This window comes from Rubellimicrobium roseum (assembly GCF_006152145.1).
Lineage (GTDB): Bacteria > Pseudomonadota > Alphaproteobacteria > Rhodobacterales > Rhodobacteraceae > Rubellimicrobium > Rubellimicrobium roseum.
On sequence record NZ_VDFV01000004.1, the window covers coordinates 13,462 to 35,521 of the forward strand.

The window sequence follows — 22,060 nt, forward strand, 5'->3', positions numbered from 1 at the left end:
TCAGGTCTCCCGTGTGAGTCCGTGATAGATGTCGGGAAGGGCGCGGGGAAGCCGCGCCGGGTCGGGCAGCAGGGTGAAGCCCGCGCGCCCGAAGATGCGGGCAAACCAGTCCTGCCCGTCGGCGTCGATGACGACGCCGTGGACGGACTGGCCGAGGGCGCGGGCCTCGCGGACGGCCATGCGGCTGTCCTCGATGCCATGGACGCCCTCGTAGTGGTCGAGATCGTTGGGCTTGCCGTCGGTCAGGATCAGGAGGAGGCGCTTCTGGGCCCCCTGCCCGGCCAGTTGCGCCGAGGCGTGGCGGATCGCGGCGCCGAGGCGGGTGTAATGGCCGGGGCGCAAGGACCCGATCCGGGCGGCGACGGTGGAGGACATGGGTTCGGCGAAGGACTTGCAGCGGTGGAGGAACACGCGGTCGCGGCGCAGGGACGAGAAGCCCCAGATGGCAAGCCGGTCGCCCACCTTGTCGAGCCCGGCCGCCAGTGCGGCCACGGAGTCTCGGGCGGTGTCGATGACCGAGCGGTCGCCCGTGACGGCCTCGGTCGAGCGGGAGCAGTCGACGAGCAGCGCGACGGCGAGGTCGCGTTCCGTCGCGCGGGTGGCGAGATGGATGCGGTCGCTCCCCTGCCCCGTCGCGCGGATCATGGCCTGGCTGTTCACGACCGAGTCGAGGTCGAGCTCGGACCCGTCCATCTGCCGGGGCAGCGTGACGCGGCGGGGGTGCAGCGCCTCGAACTGGCGGCGCACGCGGTTGGCGAGGCGCGGGTCGGGCACGGCGGCCTGGGAGCCGGGCTCGACGGGGGCTTCGAGCACGCGGGTGTGGTCGGGCATGTAGGCGCGGGCGCGGTGGTTCCACTCGGGATAGGTGAAGCGGTCCGAGATGCGCTCGTGGTCGGCGTCCTGCGCGGCGAGGTCGAGTGACACGCGCAGGCGCGAGGCGGCGCGCTTCCAGTGCTGAGTCAGCGTGATGCTGTCCTGGTCCTCGGCGGCCTTGGCGGCGTTCTCGCTGTCGTCGTCGTCCACGAGGCGGGCGAGGTTCAGGCTCTCGGCCCAGGAGAGGATGCCCTCGAAGCGGTAAAGGATGAAGCCGTCGCGGCGGTTCGCCTGGTCGAGGTCGCGCCGCTCGGCCCGCTTGCGCGAGGGGACAACGGCGGCGTCGAGCCCCTGCCCCGGCTCCTGGGCCTCGGCCGCGCCGCGTCCCTTGGCGGGGCGGTCGAGGCGGGGCCAGATTGGGACAGGCGTCAGGGGAGCATAGTGGCGCGGCGCGCGGAGGGTGCCGGCGTCGAGCTGACTCAGCAGGTCCTGCCGGGCGTCGGGAGAGGCCTGCGGGTCGCCCAAGACCCGGAGCGCCAAATCCTCGACCGCCTGCTCGATGGGCGTGGCCGGAGCAGCCGGGCGATGGGCGCGCAGATAGGCGGCCATGACCTCGCCCCAAGGGGCGAGGCCGGGGCAGCGCTCGCGCACCTTGCGGCTCGCCGTCTCCATCGCCCTCAGGTGGCTCAGGTCGGCCAGGAGCGGATCGTCCTCCGGCGCGGGGGGCTCGGCGCAGGCGGACATGGCCGCGAGCCAGAGATAGGCGCTGCGGTTGAGGTCGCGCGAAGGGAATGCGTCGAGGACGGGCGGCAGGCGCAGGCGTTCGCCGTCGAAGGTGGCGCGATGCTCGCGCGGCCAGTGGCCTGCGATCTTTTCATTGAGGCGGCGGCGAAGAGCGACGGTCGCGGTGGCCGGGCCAATCTCCACGCCGCCCGCGCCGCCCAGGGCGCGGAAGAGAACCGCGACCGAGGCGCGCATGGCGTCGAGCGTCACGGCCTGGTCGGTGGCGCCGTCTTCGGGCGCGGTCAGGCGGCTGGCCCAGTCGTGCCAGAGATTGCCGACGGTCTCTTCCGGTTCGAGGTAGTCGAGGACGGCGTGGAGCATGATGTCACCCGAAGACGGTGGCGGCGAGGTCGCGCAGGGCGGCCTGCGTGTCCGCGTCGTCGCTGAGAGGCTCGATGATGGCGGCTTCGAGAGCGCGGGCGACGCTCATGCCGCCGGCGATCAGGGTGCCCGCGTAGACGAGGAGGCGGGTCGAGACGCCCTCCTCCAGGTCTATGCCCGAGAGCTTGCGGATATGGCCCGCGAGGCGGACGAGCGACCTGGCCCGGCCTTCGTCCAGCCTGGTCTCGTGGATCAGGATGCGGGTCTCGAGCGCGGGCTCGGGGAAGTCGAAGCCGATGGACAGGAAGCGCTGGCGCGTCGAGGGCTTCAGCTTCTTGAGGATGTTCTGGTAGCCGGGGTTGTAGCTGGCCACCAGCATGAAGTTCGCGGGCGCCTGGAGGTCCTCGCCCGTGCGGTCGAGGAACAGGCGGCGGCGGTCGTCGGTGAGGGGGTGCAGGACCACCGTCACGTCCTTGCGGGCCTCGACCACCTCGTCGAGGTAGCAGATGCCGCCCTCCCGCACCGCGCGGGTGAGGGGGCCGTCGACCCAGACCGTCTCGCCGCCCTTGAGGAGGTAGCGGCCGATGAGGTCGGAGGCCGACAGGTCGTCATGACAGGCGACCGTGTAGAGGGGCAGGTTCAGCCGCGCCGCCATGTGCTCCACAAAGCGCGTCTTGCCGCAGCCGGTGGGCCCCTTCAGGAGAAGGGGCAGACCGTTGGCCTGGGCGGTGACGAAGATCTCGCATTCGTCGGCGGAGGGCTGGTAGTAGGGAACGTCGTGGACCCGGACAGGCGCGTTCATGGGTCATTCTCCCGGTTGCAGGGCCGCGCGGGCGGCCCTTTGGGGCCGGATCACCGCGGTGGCGTAGATGAAGAGGATGGCCCCGATCACGACCGCCGCCCCGGCGCCGAAGCGCATCGCGTAGAAGAGCCAGAGCTGGTCCTGCACCTCCATGTAGTACATGCCCATCACGCGCTGCAGGTGCGTCTGGACGGTGCCGGCGAAGGTCAGGACGAAGGTCATGAAGGCGATGCCGCCGGTCATCAGCCAGAACGAGGCCATGTTGAGCGCCTGGTTGTAGGGATCGCGGCCCCGGATGTGCGGCATGGCGTAGGTCATGATCGCCAGGTTCATCGCGACATAGGCGCCGTAGAAGGCGAGGTGCCCATGGGCGGCCGTCACCTGCGTGCCGTGGGTGTAGTAGTTCACCCCGTGCAGCGTGTGCAGGAACCCCCAGACGCCCGCGCCGAAGAAGGCGACGGTGGCGGAGCCCAGCGACCACAGGAGCGCGGCCTTGTTGGGGTGGTTCTTGCGGCCCTTCCAGACCATGACGAAGGAAAAGCTCATCATGGCGAAGAAGGGGATGACTTCGAGCGTCGAGAAGATCGAGCCGATCCACTGCCAGTAGCCCGGCGCGCCGATCCAGAAGTAGTGGTGCCCGGTGCCGAGGATGCCCGAGAAGAGCGCCAGCGCCACGATGACGTAGAGCCACTTTTCGATCACCTCGCGGTCCACGCCCGTGAGCTTGAGCATCAGGTAGCCCAGGATCGCGGCCATCACGAGCTCCCAGGTCGCCTCGACCCAGAGGTGGACGACGAACCACCAGTACATCTTGTCGAGCGACAGATTGTCCGGGTTGATGAAGGCGAAGACCCACAGGAGCGACAGGAGCCAGAGCCCCAGGAGCAGGATGTTGGTGATCGCGGTCTTGCGGCCCGCGAGCGAGGTCATGGTGATGTTGAACAGGAAGATCAGCGCGGCCACGAGGATGCCGAACTTGACCCAGAGCGGCTGTTCGAGGAACTCGCGGCCCCCGTGGATGCCGATGAGGTAGCTGGCGACGGCGCCCAACGTGCCGACGGTCAGGATCGCGAGCTGGACCCAGGCCAGCCTGACCGAGAAGAGCTCGCGCTCGGCTTCCTCGGGGACGAGGTAGTAGGCGGCGCCGAAGAAGCCCAGGAGGATCCAGACCACCAGGGCGTTGGTGTGGATCATGCGGACGACGTTGAAGGGAAGGATCTCGCTCAGGGTGTTGGGCGAGACGTAGATCCAGCCCGCGAGCAGCCCCGCGAGGACCTGGACGGCGAAGAGTCCGAGCGCCACCGCGAAATAGGCGGCCGCGACCTTTTGGGATTGGTACTTCATGATGGTTCTCCTCAACCCGCGTCGTTCGGCGGCCAGGACTGGAGGTCGCTGTCGTCGGCCCAGCGCAGGAACTCGGCGAGGCCGCGGGTCTCCTCCTCGGTCAGGTCGAAGAAGGGCATCTGGCGGCGCCCCTCGATCCCCGAGGGCTGGGCCTTCATCCAGGCGTCGAGCACCTCGTAGGCCCCTTCGGGGTCCTCGATCACGCCCCAGCGGGTGGTGACGTTGCCCAGCTCGGGGGCGAAGTAGGCGCCCTCGCCGTGGAGCGAGTGGCAGTTGATGCAGGAGTTCTCCTCCCAGACATGCTTGCCCAGGCGGACGGCGTCGGTCAGGGGCGGGGTCGCCGTGCTGGCGATCGTGCGGTGGCTGTGGGCGACCAGGGCTCCGAAAACGGCCACGAAGAAGAGCGATCCTCCGTAGAACACGTTCCGGGCCCGGGCCTTGGTCAGGTAGTCTGACATCGGGGGTCCCTCGGGCGGTCGTTGTTGCCCGGCCTTGCTAGCCCCTGCCCCACATGCGGATGTTGCGATCCCGCAAAGACCCGAGCGATGGCCGGGCGCAATGTCGGGACAGCCCGGCAGCGCAAGCCGGGAGACTGGAGGCAGGGCCATGCGCGCCCCGTTCATCGACGACCCCGACCTGGAGCTGTCCAGGATCTTCGACCTCTGGCCCTGTGCGGCCCAGGTCTTCATGGAGCAGCGGATGCTGTGCTTCGGCTGCCCGATCGCGCCCTTCCACACGGTCATCGACGCCGTGCAGGAGTACCGGCTGGACGAGGCGGCGTTCCGCGCGCGGCTGCGCGCCGCCGCCCTCGGCGAGGCCTGATCCAAGCGGCCTGTTGATCCCGCCCCGCGTTGTCCCACATGAGGGACGCGCGAGCGGGAGGGAATCGATGCGCCTGGAGCCGAGACCCGAGGGCGGGTTCACCATCGATGCGACGGACCTGGGCCCCCTTCTGGGGATCGACCCGCCGCTCGTGCCCGGGCTCCTGCGCGACGGGCGCATCCAGAGCCGGTTCGAGCGCGGCGAGGGCGAGGACGAGGGGCGATTCCGCCTGACGTTCCTTTACCGCGGGGTGCGGCTTCGGCTGATCCTGGACGGCGAGGGCACGGTCCTGAGCCGCAGTCGCGTGATGGCGGCGTCCGCGCGATGACGTCCGCGCGGCTTCTGTGGTGCGCGACGGGCTATGTCGCGCTTGGGCTCGGGATCGTGGGCATCCTGCTGCCCGTCCTGCCGACGACGCCCTTCGTCATCCTGGCGGCCTTCGCGTTCAGCCGCGGCTCGCCCCGGATGCGGGCCCGGCTGGAGGAGCACCGTCATTTCGGCCCGGCGATCCGGGACTGGGAGGCGCGGGGCGCGATCCGGCCCCGGCACAAGGCCGCCGCCTGCATGGCCATGGCCGTCTCTCTGCTGGGGGCCGTGCTGCTGGCGCTGCCCCCCGCCGTGCTGGCGATGCAGGCGCTGGCTCTGGCAGGCGCCGGAGCCTTCGTGCTGACGCGCCCCTCCGCCTGAGCAGGCCCGTTCGGGCGCTCGGCGCAGGCGACCATCCCCGACCGGTCGTCCTTAGGCCGCGCCTTTCACCCCACCACGCCCGAGAGCAGCATGAGCCGGTGCGGCTGCGTCACCACGATGTGCTTGCGGCGGCTTTCGACGATGCCCTCCTTCTCCCAGGCCGACAGGAGCCGGCTCACGGTGTGGAGCGTGGTGCCGGTCATCTCGGCGATGTTGGCGCGGGTCACGGGAAAGGCGATCTCGATGCCGCCCTCGACCTTGCGGCCGGTCTGGTTGACCATGCGCAGCACGCAGGCGGCCACGCGCTGCTCGACGGCCTTGGTGGCCAGCTCGGCCACGTGATCGTGCAGATCCTGGAACCGCTGGCCCATCGCCCCCAGCGTGTGGGCGGCGAAGCCTTCGTAGCGGTCGATGAAGACGGACCAGAGCCGCACGGGCCAGGCGAGCGTCAGCGACTCGCTGGCCGCCAGCGCGGTCGCCGGATAGGTCGTGCGCCCCATCGCGGGCGCGATGCCGATGAGCTGGCCCGGAGGCAGGTGGCGCAGGATCACCTGCTCGCCCGTGGGGGTCGTGCGCAGGACCCGCACGAAGCCGTCGAGCAGGAGGAAGAAGCGGTCGGCCTCCTCGCCCTCGCGGAAGATCTCGGCGCCCTCGTCGTGGCGCCGGGGGGCGGACTGGTCGAGGATCTCGCGGATCTGGGCGCGGTCGAGCTTCCGGAACGGGGCCAGCCCCGCGATCAGGCTTTCATCGAGCCGCGCCATCTTCCGCCTCCGAGTTTGCGCAAAATCAAAATGCGAGCCATCGCCTTAGACTAGGACGGTCAGCGAAACAAACCGGATCGCCAACGAAAGGAACATCCGATGTTCGCCAAGACCCTCACGCTGACCGCTGCCTTCGCCCTCTTGGCCGGGGCCGCCTTCGCCACCGAGACCACCCACACCGTGCAGATGCTCAACAAGGGCGAGGCGGGCGCGATGGTCTTCGAACCGGCCTACATCGCCGCGCAGCCGGGCGACACCATCACCTTCGTGCCCACGGATGGCGGGCACAACGCCGCCACCCTGAAGGACCTGATCCCCGAAGGGGCCGAGGCCTTCAAGGGCGACATGGGCCAGGAGATCTCGATCACCGTGACCAAGGAAGGCCTGTACGGCGTCGAATGCACGCCGCACGCCGGCATGGGCATGGTCGCACTGATCCAGGTCGGCGAGGCCACCAATCTGGAGGCGGCGACCGCCGTGGGCGAAAGCCTGCGCGGCAAGGCCAAGGACCGCTTCCAGGAGGCTTTGGCCCAGGTGCAGTGACCCCCCGACGGGCCAGTCGGGAGGGGCGGCGGGCCGGCGCCTGCCGCCCCTTTCCTTTTCGCCATCTTGGAGTGACTCCGATGTCGGGTCGTCCCCCCTATGAGGGTCCCGCGCTTCTCAGCTACGGCTTCCGGCCGTTCTTCCTTCTGTCCGCCCTCTTCGCCGTCGCCGTGATGCCCGCCTGGATGCTGGTCCGCGACGGCACGCTCGCGCTGGGCGGGCCTTTCAATCCGGTGGACTGGCACATCCACGAGATGATCTGGGGCTACACCGGCGCGGTGGTCGCCGGTTTCCTGTTCACCGCCGTGCCGAACTGGACCGGCCGGATGCCCACCCGTGGCTGGCCGCTCGCGGCACTGGCGGGGCTGTGGGTCGGGGGCCGCCTTGCGGTCGCGGGGCTCCTGCCGTTGCCGCCCCTGGGCGTCAGGGCAGTGGACGGCGCGTTCCTGCTGGCCGTGGGCGCCATGATCCTGCGCGAGATCGTTGCGGGACGGAACTGGCGCAACATGATGGTGCTGGGGCCGGTCCTGATCCTGTGGGCCTCCAACCTCCTGTTCCATTGGGAGACGATGCGGGACGGAGCCGCCGATGCCGGGCGGCGGCTCGGCTTCGCGGTGATCGTGTTCCTCATCATGCTGATCGGCGGGCGCATCATCCCGAGCTTCACCCGCAACTGGCTGGCCAAGCGGGGCGAGGCGCGGCTGCCCGTTCCGTTCAACCGGTTCGACGGCGCGTCGCTGGCGTTGGGGGCCGCGTCGCTCCTGGGCTGGTCGGCACTGCCGGGGCGCGCCACAGGAGGGATGCTGGTCGCGGCGGGGCTGCTGCACGTGATGCGGCTGTCGCGCTGGCAGGGCTGGGCGACCTGGCGCTCGCCGCTTCTGCTGATGCTGCACGTGGCCTACGGATTCGTGCCGCTGGGGCTGGTGGCGACGGGGCTGGCCGGATGGGATCTGCTGCCGCTGGCGGCGGGGCTGCACCTGCTGGGGGTGGGCGCGATCGGGGGCATGACTCTTGCGGTCATGATGCGGGCGACCATGGGCCACACCGGGCGCGATCTGGTGGCCGGGCCCTGGCTCGCAGGGGCCTTTGCCACGATGGTTGTCGCGGCCGTGCTGCGGGCCGGGCTGCCCGAGGCCACGCTGGCCGGGGTTTCAGGGCTGACGCTGGCGGCGGCGCTCTGGACGGTGGGCTTCGGGATCTTCGTGCTGAAGGCCGGCCCCTGGCTGGTGCAGCCGCAGGCGGCCCGGCGCGCGCCCAACTCCTGAGACGGCAAGACCCCGGCAGGCCGACCGAGCCTGCCGGGGCCTTGGCTCGCGCGAGGTCAGTCCTCGCGGACAAGCCGGAATCCCAGGTATTCGGGCGGAACGCCCGAGGCGCAGCCGCCCGCCCGCGCGTCGCGCACGAAGTCGATCACCACGGCGCGGTGCGGCCCCTCGACGATGCGCGCGCCGCAGAACTCGTCCCGCCCCGACGGCTGGCCATCGGGGCCGATCGTGCCCGTCACCACGCAGTCCTCCGTCCATTCCCAAACGTTGCCGGCGAGGTCCGCCACGCCCTTCGTGTTCTCGCCCCAGCCGCCTCGTGGCCGCAGCACGGGGTCGATCCCGGCCTCGGACTCGCGCGCGTAGCGGGTCAGCCAGCGGTCGGTGAGAGCCTTTGTGCCCAGCGCGTCGTCGGTGAAGCGCTCGGCTGCGGCGCGCTGCCATTCGGCATCCGTGGGAAGGCGCCAAGTCGCGCCGGTCTCCTCGGACAGCCAGGCGGCATAGGCCGTGGCGTCGTGCCAGCTCACGCCGGTCTGGGGCTCGTCCGGGACGCCCGGCTCGGCGGGGAGGCAGGCGCCGTCGGCCACGCAGGCGGCGTAGTCTCCCCGGCTCACCTGATGGCGCATGATGGCGAGCGGCGTTGCGGCCGACAGGCGCTGGAGCGGCGGATCGACCGGCCGCCCGTCCTGCCGCCAGGTGCCGGCAGGGCGGTAGCTCCAGCCTCCGGCGGGCACGGTGACCAGCTCGGGGCCGCCGTACCGCTGCGGCGGCTGGGTCGTGGGCAGCATGGCGCCCAGGGAGATCAGGACCAGGGTGGCAACCGATATCTTCATGGCTTCCTCCGAATGAAAGAGGGGGCGACCTTTCGGCCGCCCCCTGTCCCGGCCGGCCGCCTCGCCCAACGGCGCGGCGGGGCTGTCCCGTCAGGTTCCCGCGTAGGGCGAAGGCGCGAGCACCTGCTCCATCAGGTCGTTGTTCCACTCGCCCTCGACCTTGATGTGGGCCGTGGCGCCGAGGTTCGCGGCCTCGATCAGGTTGTGGTTCACGTAGGCGTAGAGGCCGGGCTGGAGGAACTTGTAGAGCGCCGCCCCCGACGAGCCGCCGCGGATGAACCAGGTCTCGAGATCCACGCGGGGCGTGTTGTGGAACTTGCCTTCCTCCCACACGAGGTCGCCGTGGCCGCCGATCAGGTGCGGGCGGGTGTCGCGGTTGGCCTGGTTGTGGACGAAGAGCACGCGCTCGCCCTGCTTGGCGGTCAGGGCGTTGTCGCCCGTGAGCGCCCCTACCCGGCCGTTGAAGACGACGTGGGTGGGGATCAGCTTGTTCATCACCTCCAGCGTGTCGGGGTAGCTTTCGCCCGCGTCGGCGAAGCGCATGTAGGCCCCGTCCGCGTCCTTGGGGATGTAGAAGTCGTTCTCGCCGATGTAGATCACGCGGTCATAGGCGACGGGGTTCCCGGCCACGTCCTTCAGGCCCTCGCGGGGCAGGACCATGATCGTGCCCGACATGCCCGAGACGACGTGCCAGGGGATCATCGGGCCGCCCGGCGCGCAGTGGTAGGTGAAGACGCCGGCGCGCGTCGCCTTGAAGCGCAGGACCGTCTGCTCGCCGGGGTTGATGAGCGTCAGGGCGCCGCCGCCCAGCGCGCCGGTGGCGGCGTGGAAGTCGATGTTGTGCTGCATCGTGTTCGTGGCGGGGTTGCGGAGCGTGAGCTCCACGTAGTCGTTCTCGTGCACCACCATCATCGGGCCGGGGATCGAGCCGTTGAAGGTCATCGCCTGCAGGTAGGCGTCGTCGGCGACCTGGATCTCCTTCTCGATGATGTCCATCGTGAACTCGACGATCCGGGGACCGGTCGAGGCCACCTGCTCGTGGTCGTGGACGAGCGGCGGGATGGCCAGCTCGTGGCGGATGCGGGGGAGGCTCGACAGGTCGGCCGGCGCGGCGGCCGAGGTGTCCATGCTGCCCTCGGCGCGGGCGGCTTGGACCAGCACGGGGGCGGCGGCAAGTCCGGCTCCAACCATCAGGGCGGCTCTGCGGGACAGCATCTTGATCTCCATTGGCTGCGTGTGAGGAGACCATGCGCCTTGGCGTGCGGGGCGACGTTGTGCTGGAACAAGGTTCCCTTTGACAACCTGTCGCATCCCCGGCCGCGGTCGCGGGGGGACTTCGGCCGAGGGCCGAAAACGAATGTTCCGCGCCGGTGCGCAGGGCGGAATGCAGGTCGTCCGGGACGATGGGGACGCTGGGTCAGGACCGGGGAATGATGGCGCCGCGCACGCCGATGACGCGGCCGGCAAGCGCGTGGGCGGCCTGCGCCGCCTCCTCCACGCCCTGCCCCATCAGCCGCGCCGCGAGGTAGCCCGCGTTGAAGCTGTCCCCGGCGGCCGTGGTGTCCACGACCCGTTCAGCGGGCGGATAGGCGCCGCGAGGAAGCGCCTGCCCCCCGGTCCACAGATGCGGGCCCGCCGCGCCGTCCTTGAGCGCGATCTCCGTCACGCCCTTACGGGCGAGCCGGTCGAAGAGGTCGGGCACGTCCTCGCCTGGATGGAGCCGCGCCTCGTCGTCGCGCGAGGGCAGCGCGATGGTCGTGGCGTCCCACATCTGGGAGAAGGTCGCGCGGGCGGCCTCCTCGCTTTCCCACAGACGGGGACGGTAGTTGGTGTCGAAGGTTACGGTCTTGCCGGAGGCCTTGAGCCAGTTGCACTGGCCGATGAGCTTCATGCGGTGCTCGGGCGGCAGGATCGCCAATGTGATGCCGGACAGGAACACGAGATCGAAGTCGCCCAGGGTCTCCGGGTCGATCCCGCCGGGCGCCAGCATGGCGCGGGCCGCCGCCTCGCTGCGCCAGTAGGAGAAGGTGCGCTCGCCCCGCTCGTCCACGGCGATGGAGTAGATGCCGGGAAGCCGCCCGGGGAGGCGGGCGATGGCGGAGGTGTCGATGCCTTCCTCCTCCATGAAGCCCGCCATGCGGTCCGAGAAGGCGTCGTCGCCCAGCGCCGTCAGGTAGGAAACGCGCCCCCGGTCGCCCAAGGCCCGCGCCATGTAGATGGCGGTGTTGAGCGTGTCCCCCGCCACGCCGACGTCGAGCGTGCCCGCGCGGGGGTCGAGGCCCGACAGCTCGATCATCGCCTCTCCGAGGCAGGCGATGCGGATGGGGGTCTGGGTCATGGTGGGCCTCCGGGCTGGTCGGGGGCGTGGATAGCCGCGCGCGGGCCGCGCGGCCAGAGGGCCCGGGCCTAGCGGAGCCGGCGCCCGGCCGCGTCGAAGCGGAAGGCCCGCGCGCCGTCGGGCGAAAGGCCCACCGCCTCGTCCACGGCGAAGTCGTGCTCGCCGAAGAGCCGGACGGTCAGGAGGCCGTGCGGCTCGGTGCGGACATAGACCAGCGTCTCGCCGCCCAGCTTCTCCACGTGGCTCACGGTGCCGGGAATCGGGCCGGGCCCGCGCGCGATGGCGAGATGCTCGGGCCGGATCCCGAGGGTGTCGGCCTGCTCGCCCAGGGCCGCGCCCTTGAGGAAGTTCATCCGGGGACTGCCGATGAAGCCCGCGACGAAGGTGTTGGCCGGGTCGTTGTAGAGGTCCATCGGGCGGCCCACCTGCTCCACCTCGCCCGCGCGCAGGACCACGATCCGGTCGGCGAGCGTCATCGCCTCCACCTGGTCGTGGGTGACGTAGATCATCGTCGCGCCCAGTTCCCGATGGAGCCGCGCGATCTCGATCCGGGTGGCGACCCGAAGAGCGGCGTCGAGGTTCGACAGCGGCTCGTCGAAGAGGAAGAGCCGGGGCGTGCGCACGATGGCGCGGCCGATGGCGACGCGCTGGCGCTGGCCGCCCGACAGCTCGACGGGGCGGCGGTCGAGATAGGGGTCGAGCGCGAGCATGGCGGAGGCGCGCCCCACGTCGCGGGCGATCTCGGCCCGGGACACGCCCGCCTGCTTGAGTGCCAGGCCCATGTTGTCGCGCACCGTGAGATGCGGGTAGAGGGCGTAGGTCTGGAAGACCATGGCGATGCCGCGCTTGGCCGGCGCCAGGTTCGTCACGTCCTGCCCGTCGAGGAAGACGGTGCCGGTGGTCACGTCCTCGAGCCCCGCGATCATGCGCAGGAGCGTGGACTTGCCGCAGCCCGAGGGGCCGACGAAGACGACGAACTCTCCGTCCGCGACCGACAGGTCCACGCCCTTGATGACGGGAGTCTTGCCGAAGCTCTTGGCGACGCCCCGGAGGTCCAGCGCGCCCATCAGAGCTTCACCGGCTGGCCGGTCCGCACGCTCTCGTCCGCCGCGAGACAGACGGCGAGCGAGCGCACGGCGTCCTGAAGGTGACGCGAGAGGTCCAGGTCCTCCAGGATCGCGCGGGCCATGAAGGCCTGCTCGCGGTCGCAGAGATCCTGGTGGCCGGGCTCGTCGGCCATGCTCAGGTCCTGATCCGGATGGCCCACGCGGTGGAGACGGATCTGCGAGGTCCGGGTGTGGGTGTCGATGTCGTCCGAGCGCGCGTCCTCGGGCATCCGGATCGAGACGGCCCCCTTGGGCGAGATCACGTCCTTCACGAAGAAGGCGGTGTCCGACATCATCGGGCCCCAGCCGGCCTCGTACCAGCCGCAGGAGCCGTCCTCGAACAGCACTTGGAAATGGCCGTAATTGTACATCTCGGGGCCCACCTCCTCGGACAGGCGCAGGCCCATGCCGCGCACCTCGGTCGGCTTGGCGTCGGTGATTTGGCACATGACGTCGACGTAGTGGACGCCGCAGTCCACGATGGGCGAGGTCGTGTCCATCAGGCGCTTGTGCACCTCCCAGGTCGGCCCGCTGCTCTGCTGGTTGAGATTGAGGCGGAAGACGTAGGGCCCCCCCATGGCGCGGGCCTCCTCGATCAGGCGCATCCAGCTTGGGTGGTGACGGAGGATATAGCCGACGACGACCTTGCGCCCGGTCCGCCGCGCCGTCTCGACGACGCGGCGGGCGTCGGCCACGGTGGTGGCGAGCGGCTTTTCGACGAAGACATGGGCCCCGGCCTCCATCGCGGCCACGGCATAGTCGGCGTGGCTGTCGGAATAGGTGGCGATGCAGACGAGGTCGGGCTTCAGCCGCTCCAGCGCCTCGGCGAAGTCCATGCTGATGGTCAGGCCCGCGAGTTCGGGCGGCAGGTCGACAGGCGAGCGGCTCACGAGGCCCACCACCTCGAAGTCGGGGTTCGTGGCATAGGCGAGCGCGTGGCTGCGCCCCATGTTGCCCAGGCCCACGACGAGGACGCGGATGGTCATTTCACGGCTCCGGCGGTGATCCCGCGGATGAGCTGCCGCGAGAAGATGAGGTAAAGGACGAGGACCGGCAGGATGGCAAGCGACAGAGCCGCCAGGACCGCGTTCCAGTTGGTGACGAACTGCCCGATGAAGACCTGGGAACCCAGGGTGATCGTCTTCGTCTCCTCCGAAGGGGCAAGGATCAGCGGGAACCAGAGGTCGTTCCAGATCGGGATCATGGTGAACACGGCCACGGTCGCCATCGCCGGGCGGACGAGCGGCAGGACGAGCCGGAAGAAGATCGCGTATTCGGACAGGCCGTCCATCCGGCCCGCGTTCTTGAGGTCGTCCGAGACGTTCCGCATGAACTCGGACAGGATGAAGACGGCGAGCGGCAGACCCTGCGCCGTGTAGACGAGGATCAGCGCCGTCAGGGTGTTCACGAGGCCTGCCGACACCATCATCTGGAGGATCGCCACGGTGCCGAGCCGGATCGGGATCATGATGCCCAAGGCGAGATAGAGGCCCATCAGCGTGTTGCCGCGGAAGCGGTACTCGGACAGCGCGAAGGCGGCCATGGCGCCGAACAGCAGGACCAGCGCCAGCGACACGACCGTGACGATCAGCGAGTTCAGGAAGTAGCCGAAGAAATCGCCGTTCTCGAGCACGGTGGTGTAGCCCACGAGGTCCCAGGTCTCGGGCGTGGGCAGCGCGAGGGGGGCACCGAAGATGGCGCGGCGGGACTTCACGCTGTTGATGAGGATGATCCAGACCGGGAACAGCGCGATCAGCGTGTAGGTCAGCAGGATCGCGTGCGCCGCGATGCTGCGGCCGGGACGGGAGCGGGCGGCCATCAGAACTGGTAGCGGCGGAGCCGCGTCTGGATGCCGAAAAGGTAGAGGCAGACCCCCACGAGGATGATGAGGAACATCGCCGTCGCGATGGCCGCGCCCATGTGCGGGTCGCCGAGCTGGAGCTGGAAGCCGAAGAAGGTCCGGTACAGGAAGGTGCCGAGGATGTCGGTGGCGAAGTCGGGGCCGGCCAGAGCCCCCTGGCTCACGTAGATCAGGTCGAAGGCGTTGAAGTTGCCCACGAAGGTCAGGATCGAGATGATGCCGATCGCTGGCAGGATCAGCGGAAGCTGCACCTTCCAGAAGCGGGACCAGCCGGTGATGCCGTCCATCTCGGCCGCCTCCAGCACTTCGTCGGGGATCGACAGGAGCGCGGCGTAGATCAGCATCATGGGAATCCCCACAAACTGCCAGACGGAGATCAGGGCGAGCGTGGTGAGGGCCGAGCCCTCCTGCCCCAGCCACGGCGCGAAGAGGCCCCGAAGGCCCACGGCGTCCAGCATCGAGGGCGCAATACCCCAGAGCGGCGACAGGATCAGCTTCCACACGAAGCCCACGATCACGAAGCTCAGGATCGTGGGGACGAAGATCGCGGTGCGGTAGACGGCGGCAAGGCGCAGGCGGGGGCTGGACAGCAGCGCCGCCAGAAGGATGCCGATGGGATTCTGCACCAGCATGTGGATGACGAAGAACCAGACGTTGTTGCCCAAAGCGTTCCAGAATGCGTCCGACCAGAGCGGGTCGCCCAGGAGCGTGCGGAAGTTCCGGAGGCCACGGAACCCCTCCTCGCCGTAGAGCGCGAGGTTCAGGGTCCCGAACAGCGGGATGATCATGATGGCGGTGTAGACCAGCACCGCCGGGGCCAGGAACACCGCGATGTGCCAGCGTATGGGCCGCTTCGTCATTCCATCCCCTCGTGGCGGAGGGCCCCGGCCGAAGCCGGGGCCGCCGTCCTTACTGCTGCGCGGGCGTGTACCAGGAGTCGAGCCCCTGCTGGAGCCGGGCGGCCGCGTCGGCGGGCGTTTCCGTCCCGCGGATCACGTTGGCGGAGGCGTTCCAGGTCTCGTTCTCGAGGTTCGGCGTGCCGCGCGACAGGATCGCGTAGGTCGAGCGGATCGTCGATTCGCATTCGTCGCGCCAGGAGATGAACTCCTGCGCCAGCGGGTCCTCCAGCGTGACCTCGGCGTTCGACAGCGGGAAGAAGCCGGGAAGCGCGTTGCCGTAGAGGTTGGCGAACTCGGGGCTGCCCACCCAGTCGAGGAAGGTGCGCGCGGCCTCGGGATTGGGGGTCGCGGCGTTCATGCCGATGCCGATGTCGGTGTGGTCGCTGATGTAGCAGGTGTCGCCCTCGGCCGGGACGGGCGGCGGGAAGGCCCCCATCTCGAAGGCGCCGGCGATCTGCGGGGTGAAGACCGAGATCTCCCACGAGCCGGCCGGGAAGATGGCGGCGCGGCCCAGCGTGAACAGGTTCTGCGAGTCCGGGTAGGTCTGCGCCTCGAAGCCGTCGCCCAGGTAGTCCTTCCAGCGGGCGAGCTGCTCGTAGGGTTGGACCCATTGCGGGTCGGTCAGCTTCTGGGTCCCGGAAATCAGGGCCTGACGCCCTTCCTCGCCCTTCCAGTAGTTGGGCCCGATGTTCTGGTAGCCCATGGTCGCGGCTTCCCACTGGTCGTTGGTGCCCATCGCCATCGGGATGTAGGTGCCGTCCTCTTGGATCGCGTCGAGCACGGCGAAGAATTCGTCCACCGTCGTGGGCTCCTCCAGCCCTAGCTCCTCGAAGGCGGTCCGGTTGTAGATGAATCCGTGGATCACCGAGGCCATGGGCACGCAGAAGGTGGCCGAGGCGTCGTCGGTCTGCCAGGCGGACTTGGCCACGTCCGAGAAGTTGGCCATCGCCGGCAGGTCGGACAGGTCCGCGAGCTGGCCGTTGTTGAACAGCTCCAGCGAGGCGTCGAAGGGACGGCAGGTGATGATGTCGCCCGCCGAGCCGGCCTGCAGCTTGCTGTTCAGCGCGGCGTTGTATTCGGCCGGGGCGGTGGGCGCGAATTCCACGTTGATGTCGGGGTGCTGCGCCTCGAAGGCGGGGATGATGACGTCGTTCCAGATGGCGAGGTCGTCGTTGCGCCAGGATTCGATGGTGAGCGTCACCGGCTCCTGGGCCTGGGCCGCGCCCGCGAGCAGCGTGGTCGTCAGGAGCGCGAGGCGGAAGGGTCGTGTCATGGGGGTCTCTCCCTGTTTGTCTCGAATCTGGACCGGAAAGGTTAAGGAGTCCTTCGACCACCGGACGGTGGGGTTTCGGAGTCGTTAGCGACGGGCGCGTCCGGTAACGTTCCCCCGCTCGCGGCGAGCGTGGCGCGGGCCTCGTCGGGGGTCAGGCCACGAGCGACCAGGACGGCCAGCTTCACGGCGCCCCGCGTGGCCGACAGCGCCTCGGTCGCCGCCTTCATGTCCCGGCCCGACAGCGCCGAGACGATGCGGGCGGCGCGGTCGAGGAGCTTGGCGTTGTCGGCCACGACGTTGACCATGTAGCCGTCGTGGACATGGCCCAGCAGAAGGCCCACGCGCGTCGACAGCAGGTTCAGCGCCACTTTGGACGCCGTCCCCGCCCCCAAGCGCGTGGAGCCCGAGACGACCTCGGGGCCCGTGTCGAGAAGGATGGGGATGTCGGCCCGTTGCAGGAGGCGCGAGCCAGGCACGCTGGCCAGGCCCACGACGCAGAGCCCGACCGCCTGCGCCATCTCGGCCAAGGCCAGCGTGTAGGGCGTGCCGCCCGAGGCCGAGACGCAGATCAGGACGTCGCCGTTCACGAAGCCCAGCCGGTCGAAGTCGGCTTGCGCGAGCGAAGGGTCGTCCTCGACGGTGCCCGTCATGTGGAGGAGCGTGTCCGGCCCGCCCGCGAGCAGCACGGGCGTCCGGTCGGGCGGCAGGCCGAAGGTGCCCCAGAGCTCCAGCGCGTCGGACAGCGCCATGACGCCCGAGGAGCCCGCCCCCGCATAGGCCATGCGGTGCCCGGTTCGCAGCGCGCGGGCGGCGGCCTGGGCGGCGCGTTCGATGTCCACGATGGCCGGGGCGACGGCCATGACAGCCTCGGCCTGTGCGTCCAGGAGGAGCCGCAGGGCCTCGGGCCCGGGGACGGCGTGAAGCCCGGCGGAGGACGGGTGTCGCGCCTCGGTAGGTCGCTCGGCCATTCTGGTTCTTGTCTCCCTGCGGCTTCGATCATGCCAATTCGCGGGCGACTGTAAAGGCTTGGCCGTCGCTGCCCTGCGGCATGAGGGGGGTGGCCTTCCCCTTGGGCGCGGGGCGGGCCACAAGGGACGGGCAAGCGGAGGACGGGCATGCTGTTTCTGGGGGTGGATGGCGGCGGAACCGGCTGCCGCGCGGCGGTGGCTGATGCGGCGGGCCGCGTGCTGGGGCGCGGCACCGCAGGGCCGGCCAACATCGCCTCGGACCCCGAGGGCGCGAGGGCGAGCATCCTGCGGGCCGCGCGGGCGGCGCTGGCCGAGGCGGGGCTGGACGAGGACGAGCTGCCCGGGCTGCGGGCCGGGCTGGGCCTTGCGGGCGTGAACGGCAAGGGCTTCGCCGAGCGGCTGCGCGCCGCCCTGCCCTTCGCGCGCCTGCGCATCGAGACAGACGCGGTGACGGCGGTGAAGGGGGCGATGGGGCCGGGCGACGGCGTGGTGGCGGCCCTGGGCACGGGCTCGGTCTTCGCCGTGCAGCGCGGCGGCCGGGTACGGCAGATCGGGGGCTGGGGCCTGGTGCTGGGCGACGAGGGCAGCGGCGCCTGGATCGGGCGGGCGATCCTGTCCCGCGCGCTGCGGGCGCAGGACGGATTCGTGCCGCTCACCCCCTTCCTGCGGCGCCTGCTGGAAGAGCGCGGCGGGGCGGATGGCGTCGTGACCTTCTCGCTGGGCGCGCGGCCAGCCGACTTTGCGGCGCTGGCCCCGCTGGTCGCGGCCTCGGACGACCCGGCGGCGCAGGCGGTGATGGAACGGGCGGCGCAGGACGTGGCCGAGGCGGTGGACCTGCTGCGCGGGGGCGAGAACCTGCCCGTGGTGCTTCTGGGGGGCCTTGCGCCCGTCCATGCCGCGCGGCTTGCGGGACGCTGGGACCTGCGCGAGCCGCTGGGGACCGCCCTTGACGGCGCGTTATGGCTCGCGCGCGAGGGGGCGGTCGAACCCTGAGCGGCCGTCGGTCGTTGCCCCTTCGGACGAACCAGGCCGGGACCGGCCAGCCGGAAAGGGAGCAGCATGACCGACAAGCCGTCCGTGGGACTTACCACCCGTCAGGGCCATCCGGTCTACGACAACCAGAACACCCGCAGCGTGGGACCGCGCGGGCCGCTGGTGCTGGAGGACTACCACTTCCTGGAGAAGATCACCCATTTCGACCGCGAGCGCATCCCCGAGCGGGTGGTGCACGCGCGAGGCGCTGCGGCGCACGGGGTCTTCGTGCCGACGGGCAAGCTGGGCGACGAGCCCATGGAACGGTACAGCCGCGCCAAGGTGTTCCGGGCCGGCACCGAGACGCCGATCTTTCTGCGCTTCTCGACGGTGATCCATGGCGGGCACAGCCCCGAGACGCTGCGCGACCCGCGCGGCTTCGCCATCAAGTTCTATACCGAGGCGGGGAACTGGGACCTCGTGGGGAACAACCTGAAGGTGTTCTTCATCCGCGATCCCCTGAAGTTCCCGGACATGGTCCATGCCTTCAAGCCGGACCCGATCCATAACCGGCAGATGAACGAGCGGTTCTTCGACTTCGTGTCGATGTCGCCCGAAGCCACGCACATGATCACGCACCTGTTCTCGCCCTGGGGCATCCCCGCGACCTATCGCGAGATGCAGGGATCGGGCGTGAACACCTACAAGCTGGTGAACGAGCAAGGGCGGACGCAGCTCTGCAAGTTCCACTTCCAGCCGCGGCAGGGCGTGCGGAACCTGACCCAGGCCGAGGCCGAGGCCATCCAGGCCAAGGACTTCAACCACGCGACGGGCGACCTTTACGACGCCATCGAGCGGGGCGAGTTCCCGGAATGGGACATGTTCATCCAGGTCATGGACGACCATGAGCACCCCGAACTCGACTGGGACCCGCTGGACGTGACCAAGCTCTGGCCCGAGGACCAGTTCCCGCTGCGCCATGTCGGGCACATCCAGCTCAACCGGAATCCGAAGGACTACTTCAACGAGGTCGAGCAGGCGGCCTTCGGCACGGGCGTGCTGGTGGACGGGATAGACTTCTCGGAGGACAAGCTCCTGCAGGGGCGGACCTTCGCCTATTCGGACACGCAGCGGTACCGGGTCGGGCCCAACTACCTGCAACTGCCCATCAACGCGCCGCGCTGCCCCTTCGCGACCAACCAGCGCGGCGGGCAGATGAGCTACCACGTGGACGGGGCCGAGCAGGGCGCGAACCCGCACGTAAACTACGAGCCGTCGAACTTCGACGGGCTCCGGGAGCAGCCGCGCACCGGGCAGCCGCCGCGCACGCATTGGGCCGGCGAGGTCGGTCGGCAGCGGATCGAGCGGACCAACGACTTCGCCCAGGCGGGCGAGCGCTACCGCACCTTCACGGACGCCGAGCGCGAGGAGCTGATCTCGAACCTCGTGGGGGCGCTGCGCGAATGCGCGGCTCCGATCCAGGAGAAAATGGTCCGGCACTTCACGCTGGCCGACCCCGACTATGGGCGGCGCGTGGCGCAGGGGCTGGGGCGCGAGGCGCCAGCGCAGGCGGCCGAATAGCCCCTGCGGCGGGAATGACGGCGGCCCCGGAGAGGCGATCTCCGGGGCGCTTCGCTTGGGCGCTTTCCAAGCGGTGTGTTCCTGCTAACTCTGGATCATGACTCTCCTGATCCTTGCGCTGGCCACCCTGCTTTCGGTCGTCACCCTTCTTCCCCTGTCCGGCAGCCATGCTTGGTGGGTGCGGATGTGGGACTTTCCGCGCGTCCAGATCGCCATCGCGCACGCCCTGGTGATCGCCCTGGCCCTCTGGTTCCTGTCTGGCCCCTGGCTCTGGGTGACGCTGGTGCCGATGCTGGCGGGGCTGGCGCTCCATCTCTGGCGCATCCGGCCCTTCACCCCGCTCGCGCGGCGGGAGATGCGCTTCGCCCCGCACCGCGACGACGGGGCCGAGGTCCTGCTGCTGGCCGCCAACGTGCTGATGCAGAACGAGCGCCACGACCTCGTGCGGAAGCTGGTCGAGGAGGTCGATCCCGACGTCCTGCTGCTGATGGAAACCGACCGCCGCTGGATCGAGAACCTGAAGCCCGTGCTCGACCGCTATCCCCGGGTCCTGGCTCTGCCCAAGGACGACTGCTACGGTATCCTCTTCGCCACGCGGCTGGAGACCATCGAGGCGGAGATCGACTACCTGACCTCCGACGAGACGCCTTCGGTCTGGGCCGAGCTGCGGACGCGCTCGGGGCGGCTCTTCCGCTTCGTGGGGCTGCATCCCCAGCCGCCGGTGCCCGGCGTGGACACCGAGCAACGCGACGCCCAGATCCTCTACGCCTCGCGCTTCGCGCGGAAGTCGGACGTGCCCCTGGTGACGATGGGAGACTTCAACGACGCGGCGTGGTCGGCGACCTCGCGGCTTTTCCAGCATTACGGGCGCTTCCTGGACCCCCGCATCGGGCGCGGCCTTTATGCCAGCTTCCACGCCACCAACCTGCTGATCCGCTGCGCCATCGACCAGTTCTTCGTCACCGACGACATCGCGGTGGTCGACTTCCGGTTGGGCGAGTACACCGGCTCGGACCACTTCCCCGTCATCGCCCGCATCCGCATCGACCCCGACGAGGCCCGGAGCCTGAACCGGCGTCCCCCGCCCATGACCGAGGAGGAGCGCGAGGAGATCGACGCCCGGATCGCGGAGTACCGGGCCGGCCTGCGCCGCCCGAAGCCGCAGGACGCGGCCTAGGGCCCGAGCGCCGCGCGCAGCCGTCCCCCCGCGATGGCGAGCCGCCGGGCGGCCTCCTCGGGCGACAGGCCACGGGCGACCAGCACCGCCGCCTTGACCGACCAGCCCGCGCGATCGAGCGCCGCCTTCGCCTCCTCGGACGGGCAGCCGGCGATCTGCGCCACCATCGCCACGGCGCGGGCCCGCAGCTTGTCGTTGCCGGGGCGCATCTCGACCATGAGACCCTGATGGACCCGGCCGAGCCGGACCATCACCAGGGTCGAGATCGTGTTCAGCACCACCTTCTGGGCCGTCCCCGCCTTCATCCGGGTGGAGCCCGCGACCGGCTCGGGGCCGGTCTCGACGAGGACCGCGACGTCGCAGGCCGCGAGGAGGGGCGCGTCGGGGTTGTTCGCGAGGCCGATGGTCAGGGCGCCCGCCGCGCTCGCGGCTTCCAGCGCCGACGCCGTGAAGGGGGTGCGTCCGCTTGCGGCGAGGCCGATCAGCACGTCCGCGGGCCCGAGCCGGGCCGCCTCGACCTGCCGCTGCGCGTCGGCGCGGTCGTCCTCGGCGCCCTCGGCGGCGCGCAGGAGAGCGGCGGGGCCGCCGGCGATGAGGAACAGGACGCGGTCCTCGGGCCAGTCGAAGGTGGGGGCGAGCTCGCTGCCGTCCTGCACGGCGATGCGGGCCGAGGTGCCTGCTCCGGCATAGGCGAGGCGCCCTCCCCGCCCCAGCCGCCCGGCCGCCCGCTCCACGGCCTCGGCGATGGCGGGGAGAGCGGGCCCCACGGCCGCGACGGCGGCGAGCTGGCCTTCCCAGATCGCGGTCGCCGCCTCGAGTGGCGTCCAGCCGTCGAGGTCCTGGGTGCGGGGATCGACGGCTTCGGTCATGCGTGGGGGCTCCGGCTGCGCTCGCATTTTGACCTAGCGGCGCTG

General features: G+C 70.2%; 23 protein-coding genes. 8 read left to right on the forward strand and 15 right to left on the reverse strand.

Annotated elements, in window-relative coordinates; all coding sequences use genetic code 11:
• Genes FHG71_RS05345 through FHG71_RS05360 form a run of 4 tightly spaced genes read right to left on the reverse strand, consistent with a single transcriptional unit; the run spans position 1 to position 4,521 of the window.
• Positions 1–1,917 carry a nitric oxide reductase activation protein NorD gene (locus FHG71_RS05345; RefSeq protein ID WP_139080597.1) on the reverse strand — a complete coding sequence of 639 codons (1,917 nt, stop codon included), beginning with the start codon at positions 1,915–1,917 and terminating at the stop codon, positions 1–3.
• 4 nt (positions 1,918–1,921) lie between these two features.
• A complete protein-coding gene (locus tag FHG71_RS05350) occupies positions 1,922–2,719 on the reverse strand; it encodes a CbbQ/NirQ/NorQ/GpvN family protein (protein ID WP_139080598.1) in 798 nt (265 codons plus the stop codon).
• A gap of 3 nt (positions 2,720–2,722) precedes the next feature.
• Positions 2,723–4,063 carry a cbb3-type cytochrome c oxidase subunit I gene (locus FHG71_RS05355; protein ID WP_139080599.1) on the reverse strand — a complete coding sequence of 447 codons (1,341 nt, stop codon included), beginning with the start codon at positions 4,061–4,063 and terminating at the stop codon, positions 2,723–2,725.
• Positions 4,064–4,074: 11 nt separating this feature from the next.
• Positions 4,075–4,521 carry a c-type cytochrome gene (locus FHG71_RS05360; RefSeq protein ID WP_139080600.1) on the reverse strand — a complete coding sequence of 149 codons (447 nt, stop codon included), beginning with the start codon at positions 4,519–4,521 and terminating at the stop codon, positions 4,075–4,077.
• A gap of 148 nt (positions 4,522–4,669) precedes the next feature.
• Here FHG71_RS05360 and FHG71_RS05365 point away from each other — a divergent pair, with 148 nt between their 5' ends.
• From FHG71_RS05365 to FHG71_RS05375, 3 genes are all read left to right on the forward strand, one after another.
• Positions 4,670–4,885, forward strand: a complete 216-nt coding sequence (locus tag FHG71_RS05365; RefSeq protein WP_139080601.1) for a hypothetical protein — start codon at positions 4,670–4,672, stop codon at positions 4,883–4,885.
• Positions 4,886–4,952: 67 nt separating this feature from the next.
• Positions 4,953–5,213 carry a DUF6522 family protein gene (locus FHG71_RS05370; protein ID WP_139080602.1) on the forward strand — a complete coding sequence of 87 codons (261 nt, stop codon included), beginning with the start codon at positions 4,953–4,955 and terminating at the stop codon, positions 5,211–5,213.
• Positions 5,210–5,572 carry a YbaN family protein gene (locus tag FHG71_RS05375; RefSeq protein WP_139080603.1) on the forward strand — a complete coding sequence of 121 codons (363 nt, stop codon included), beginning with the start codon at positions 5,210–5,212 and terminating at the stop codon, positions 5,570–5,572. The genes FHG71_RS05370 and FHG71_RS05375 overlap by 4 nt, the downstream gene beginning before the upstream one ends.
• Positions 5,573–5,637: 65 nt before the next feature.
• Here FHG71_RS05375 and FHG71_RS05380 read toward each other — a convergent pair whose 3' ends face one another.
• Entirely contained in the window at positions 5,638–6,333 is a 696-nt protein-coding gene (locus FHG71_RS05380) for a Crp/Fnr family transcriptional regulator (protein ID WP_139080604.1), read from the reverse strand.
• Between the two features lie 99 nt (positions 6,334–6,432).
• Between FHG71_RS05380 and FHG71_RS05385 the strand changes: the two genes are divergently transcribed.
• Both FHG71_RS05385 and FHG71_RS05390 read left to right on the forward strand, forming a co-directional pair.
• Positions 6,433–6,876, forward strand: a complete 444-nt coding sequence (locus FHG71_RS05385) for a pseudoazurin (RefSeq protein WP_139080605.1) — start codon at positions 6,433–6,435, stop codon at positions 6,874–6,876.
• Positions 6,877–6,956: 80 nt separating this feature from the next.
• Positions 6,957–8,141: an NnrS family protein gene (locus FHG71_RS05390; RefSeq protein WP_139080606.1), complete on the forward strand. Its 1,185-nt coding sequence runs from the start codon at positions 6,957–6,959 to the stop codon at positions 8,139–8,141.
• A gap of 56 nt (positions 8,142–8,197) precedes the next feature.
• Here FHG71_RS05390 and FHG71_RS05395 read toward each other — a convergent pair whose 3' ends face one another.
• The 9 genes from FHG71_RS05395 to FHG71_RS05435 all read right to left on the reverse strand — a co-directional run bounded on the left by FHG71_RS05395 (position 8,198) and on the right by FHG71_RS05435 (position 17,416).
• Positions 8,198–8,971 carry a formylglycine-generating enzyme family protein gene (locus FHG71_RS05395; RefSeq protein ID WP_246045353.1) on the reverse strand — a complete coding sequence of 258 codons (774 nt, stop codon included), beginning with the start codon at positions 8,969–8,971 and terminating at the stop codon, positions 8,198–8,200.
• 90 nt (positions 8,972–9,061) lie between these two features.
• Positions 9,062–10,186 (reverse strand): copper-containing nitrite reductase, encoded by a 1,125-nt coding sequence (gene nirK, locus FHG71_RS05400; RefSeq protein WP_139080607.1) that lies wholly within the window; start codon positions 10,184–10,186, stop codon positions 9,062–9,064.
• 202 nt (positions 10,187–10,388) lie between these two features.
• Complete coding sequence (locus tag FHG71_RS05405; protein ID WP_139080608.1) at positions 10,389–11,309, reverse strand: sugar kinase; 921 nt, start codon at positions 11,307–11,309, stop codon at positions 10,389–10,391.
• A 68-nt stretch (positions 11,310–11,377) separates the two neighbouring features.
• On the reverse strand, positions 11,378–12,376 hold the full coding sequence (locus tag FHG71_RS05410) for an ABC transporter ATP-binding protein (protein WP_139080609.1): 999 nt from the start codon (positions 12,374–12,376) through the stop codon (positions 11,378–11,380).
• Positions 12,376–13,401 (reverse strand): Gfo/Idh/MocA family protein, encoded by a 1,026-nt coding sequence (locus tag FHG71_RS05415; protein WP_176559301.1) that lies wholly within the window; start codon positions 13,399–13,401, stop codon positions 12,376–12,378. The genes FHG71_RS05410 and FHG71_RS05415 overlap by 1 nt, the downstream gene beginning before the upstream one ends.
• A complete protein-coding gene (locus FHG71_RS05420; protein WP_139080610.1) occupies positions 13,398–14,234 on the reverse strand; it encodes a carbohydrate ABC transporter permease in 837 nt (278 codons plus the stop codon). Before FHG71_RS05420 ends, FHG71_RS05415 begins: the two co-directional genes overlap by 4 nt.
• Positions 14,234–15,136 carry a carbohydrate ABC transporter permease gene (locus FHG71_RS05425; RefSeq protein ID WP_139080611.1) on the reverse strand — a complete coding sequence of 301 codons (903 nt, stop codon included), beginning with the start codon at positions 15,134–15,136 and terminating at the stop codon, positions 14,234–14,236. Before FHG71_RS05425 ends, FHG71_RS05420 begins: the two co-directional genes overlap by 1 nt.
• A 49-nt stretch (positions 15,137–15,185) precedes the next feature.
• Positions 15,186–16,448, reverse strand: a complete 1,263-nt coding sequence (locus tag FHG71_RS05430) for an ABC transporter substrate-binding protein (protein WP_139080612.1) — start codon at positions 16,446–16,448, stop codon at positions 15,186–15,188.
• A gap of 41 nt (positions 16,449–16,489) precedes the next feature.
• Positions 16,490–17,416: an N-acetylmuramic acid 6-phosphate etherase gene (locus FHG71_RS05435; RefSeq protein WP_139080613.1), complete on the reverse strand. Its 927-nt coding sequence runs from the start codon at positions 17,414–17,416 to the stop codon at positions 16,490–16,492.
• Between the two features lie 147 nt (positions 17,417–17,563).
• On the opposite strand from FHG71_RS05435, the gene FHG71_RS05440 reads away from it, so the two are divergent.
• The 3 genes from FHG71_RS05440 to FHG71_RS05450 all read left to right on the forward strand — a co-directional run bounded on the left by FHG71_RS05440 (position 17,564) and on the right by FHG71_RS05450 (position 21,146).
• The gene (locus FHG71_RS05440; RefSeq protein WP_139080614.1) at positions 17,564–18,409 is read left to right on the forward strand and encodes a glucosamine kinase nucleotide-binding domain-containing protein; all 846 of its coding nucleotides are present in this window, start codon (positions 17,564–17,566) and stop codon (positions 18,407–18,409) included.
• 66 nt (positions 18,410–18,475) lie between these two features.
• A complete protein-coding gene (locus tag FHG71_RS05445) occupies positions 18,476–19,969 on the forward strand; it encodes a catalase (protein ID WP_139080615.1) in 1,494 nt (497 codons plus the stop codon).
• Positions 19,970–20,066: 97 nt separating this feature from the next.
• The gene (locus tag FHG71_RS05450; protein WP_139080616.1) at positions 20,067–21,146 is read left to right on the forward strand and encodes an endonuclease/exonuclease/phosphatase family protein; all 1,080 of its coding nucleotides are present in this window, start codon (positions 20,067–20,069) and stop codon (positions 21,144–21,146) included.
• On the opposite strand, the gene FHG71_RS05455 is transcribed toward FHG71_RS05450, so the two are convergent.
• A complete protein-coding gene (locus FHG71_RS05455) occupies positions 21,143–22,015 on the reverse strand; it encodes an N-acetylmuramic acid 6-phosphate etherase (RefSeq protein ID WP_139080617.1) in 873 nt (290 codons plus the stop codon). The genes FHG71_RS05450 and FHG71_RS05455 overlap by 4 nt on opposite strands.
• Positions 22,016–22,060 lie beyond the last annotated feature (45 nt).

Coding starts and splice junctions, on each gene's coding strand:
- FHG71_RS05420 (WP_139080610.1), bottom strand. CDS start 14,234: ATGGCCGCCCGCTCCCGTCCCGGCCGCAGCATCGCGGCGCACGCGATC.
- FHG71_RS05380 (WP_139080604.1), bottom strand. CDS start 6,333: ATGGCGCGGCTCGATGAAAGCCTGATCGCGGGGCTGGCCCCGTTCCGG.
- FHG71_RS05410 (WP_139080609.1), bottom strand. CDS start 12,376: ATGGGCGCGCTGGACCTCCGGGGCGTCGCCAAGAGCTTCGGCAAGACT.
- FHG71_RS05415 (WP_176559301.1), bottom strand. CDS start 13,401: ATGACCATCCGCGTCCTCGTCGTGGGCCTGGGCAACATGGGGCGCAGC.
- FHG71_RS05425 (WP_139080611.1), bottom strand. CDS start 15,136: ATGACGAAGCGGCCCATACGCTGGCACATCGCGGTGTTCCTGGCCCCG.
- FHG71_RS05360 (WP_139080600.1), bottom strand. CDS start 4,521: ATGTCAGACTACCTGACCAAGGCCCGGGCCCGGAACGTGTTCTACGGA.
- FHG71_RS05455 (WP_139080617.1), bottom strand. CDS start 22,015: ATGACCGAAGCCGTCGATCCCCGCACCCAGGACCTCGACGGCTGGACG.
- FHG71_RS05365 (WP_139080601.1), top strand. CDS start 4,670: ATGCGCGCCCCGTTCATCGACGACCCCGACCTGGAGCTGTCCAGGATC.
- FHG71_RS05450 (WP_139080616.1), top strand. CDS start 20,067: ATGACTCTCCTGATCCTTGCGCTGGCCACCCTGCTTTCGGTCGTCACC.
- FHG71_RS05435 (WP_139080613.1), bottom strand. CDS start 17,416: ATGGCCGAGCGACCTACCGAGGCGCGACACCCGTCCTCCGCCGGGCTT.
- FHG71_RS05355 (WP_139080599.1), bottom strand. CDS start 4,063: ATGAAGTACCAATCCCAAAAGGTCGCGGCCGCCTATTTCGCGGTGGCG.
- FHG71_RS05350 (WP_139080598.1), bottom strand. CDS start 2,719: ATGAACGCGCCTGTCCGGGTCCACGACGTTCCCTACTACCAGCCCTCC.
- FHG71_RS05430 (WP_139080612.1), bottom strand. CDS start 16,448: ATGACACGACCCTTCCGCCTCGCGCTCCTGACGACCACGCTGCTCGCG.
- FHG71_RS05405 (WP_139080608.1), bottom strand. CDS start 11,309: ATGACCCAGACCCCCATCCGCATCGCCTGCCTCGGAGAGGCGATGATC.
- FHG71_RS05395 (WP_246045353.1), bottom strand. CDS start 8,971: ATGAAGATATCGGTTGCCACCCTGGTCCTGATCTCCCTGGGCGCCATG.
- FHG71_RS05370 (WP_139080602.1), top strand. CDS start 4,953: ATGCGCCTGGAGCCGAGACCCGAGGGCGGGTTCACCATCGATGCGACG.
- FHG71_RS05390 (WP_139080606.1), top strand. CDS start 6,957: ATGTCGGGTCGTCCCCCCTATGAGGGTCCCGCGCTTCTCAGCTACGGC.
- FHG71_RS05385 (WP_139080605.1), top strand. CDS start 6,433: ATGTTCGCCAAGACCCTCACGCTGACCGCTGCCTTCGCCCTCTTGGCC.
- nirK (WP_139080607.1), bottom strand. CDS start 10,186: ATGCTGTCCCGCAGAGCCGCCCTGATGGTTGGAGCCGGACTTGCCGCC.
- FHG71_RS05440 (WP_139080614.1), top strand. CDS start 17,564: ATGCTGTTTCTGGGGGTGGATGGCGGCGGAACCGGCTGCCGCGCGGCG.
- FHG71_RS05345 (WP_139080597.1), bottom strand. CDS start 1,917: ATGCTCCACGCCGTCCTCGACTACCTCGAACCGGAAGAGACCGTCGGC.
- FHG71_RS05375 (WP_139080603.1), top strand. CDS start 5,210: ATGACGTCCGCGCGGCTTCTGTGGTGCGCGACGGGCTATGTCGCGCTT.
- FHG71_RS05445 (WP_139080615.1), top strand. CDS start 18,476: ATGACCGACAAGCCGTCCGTGGGACTTACCACCCGTCAGGGCCATCCG.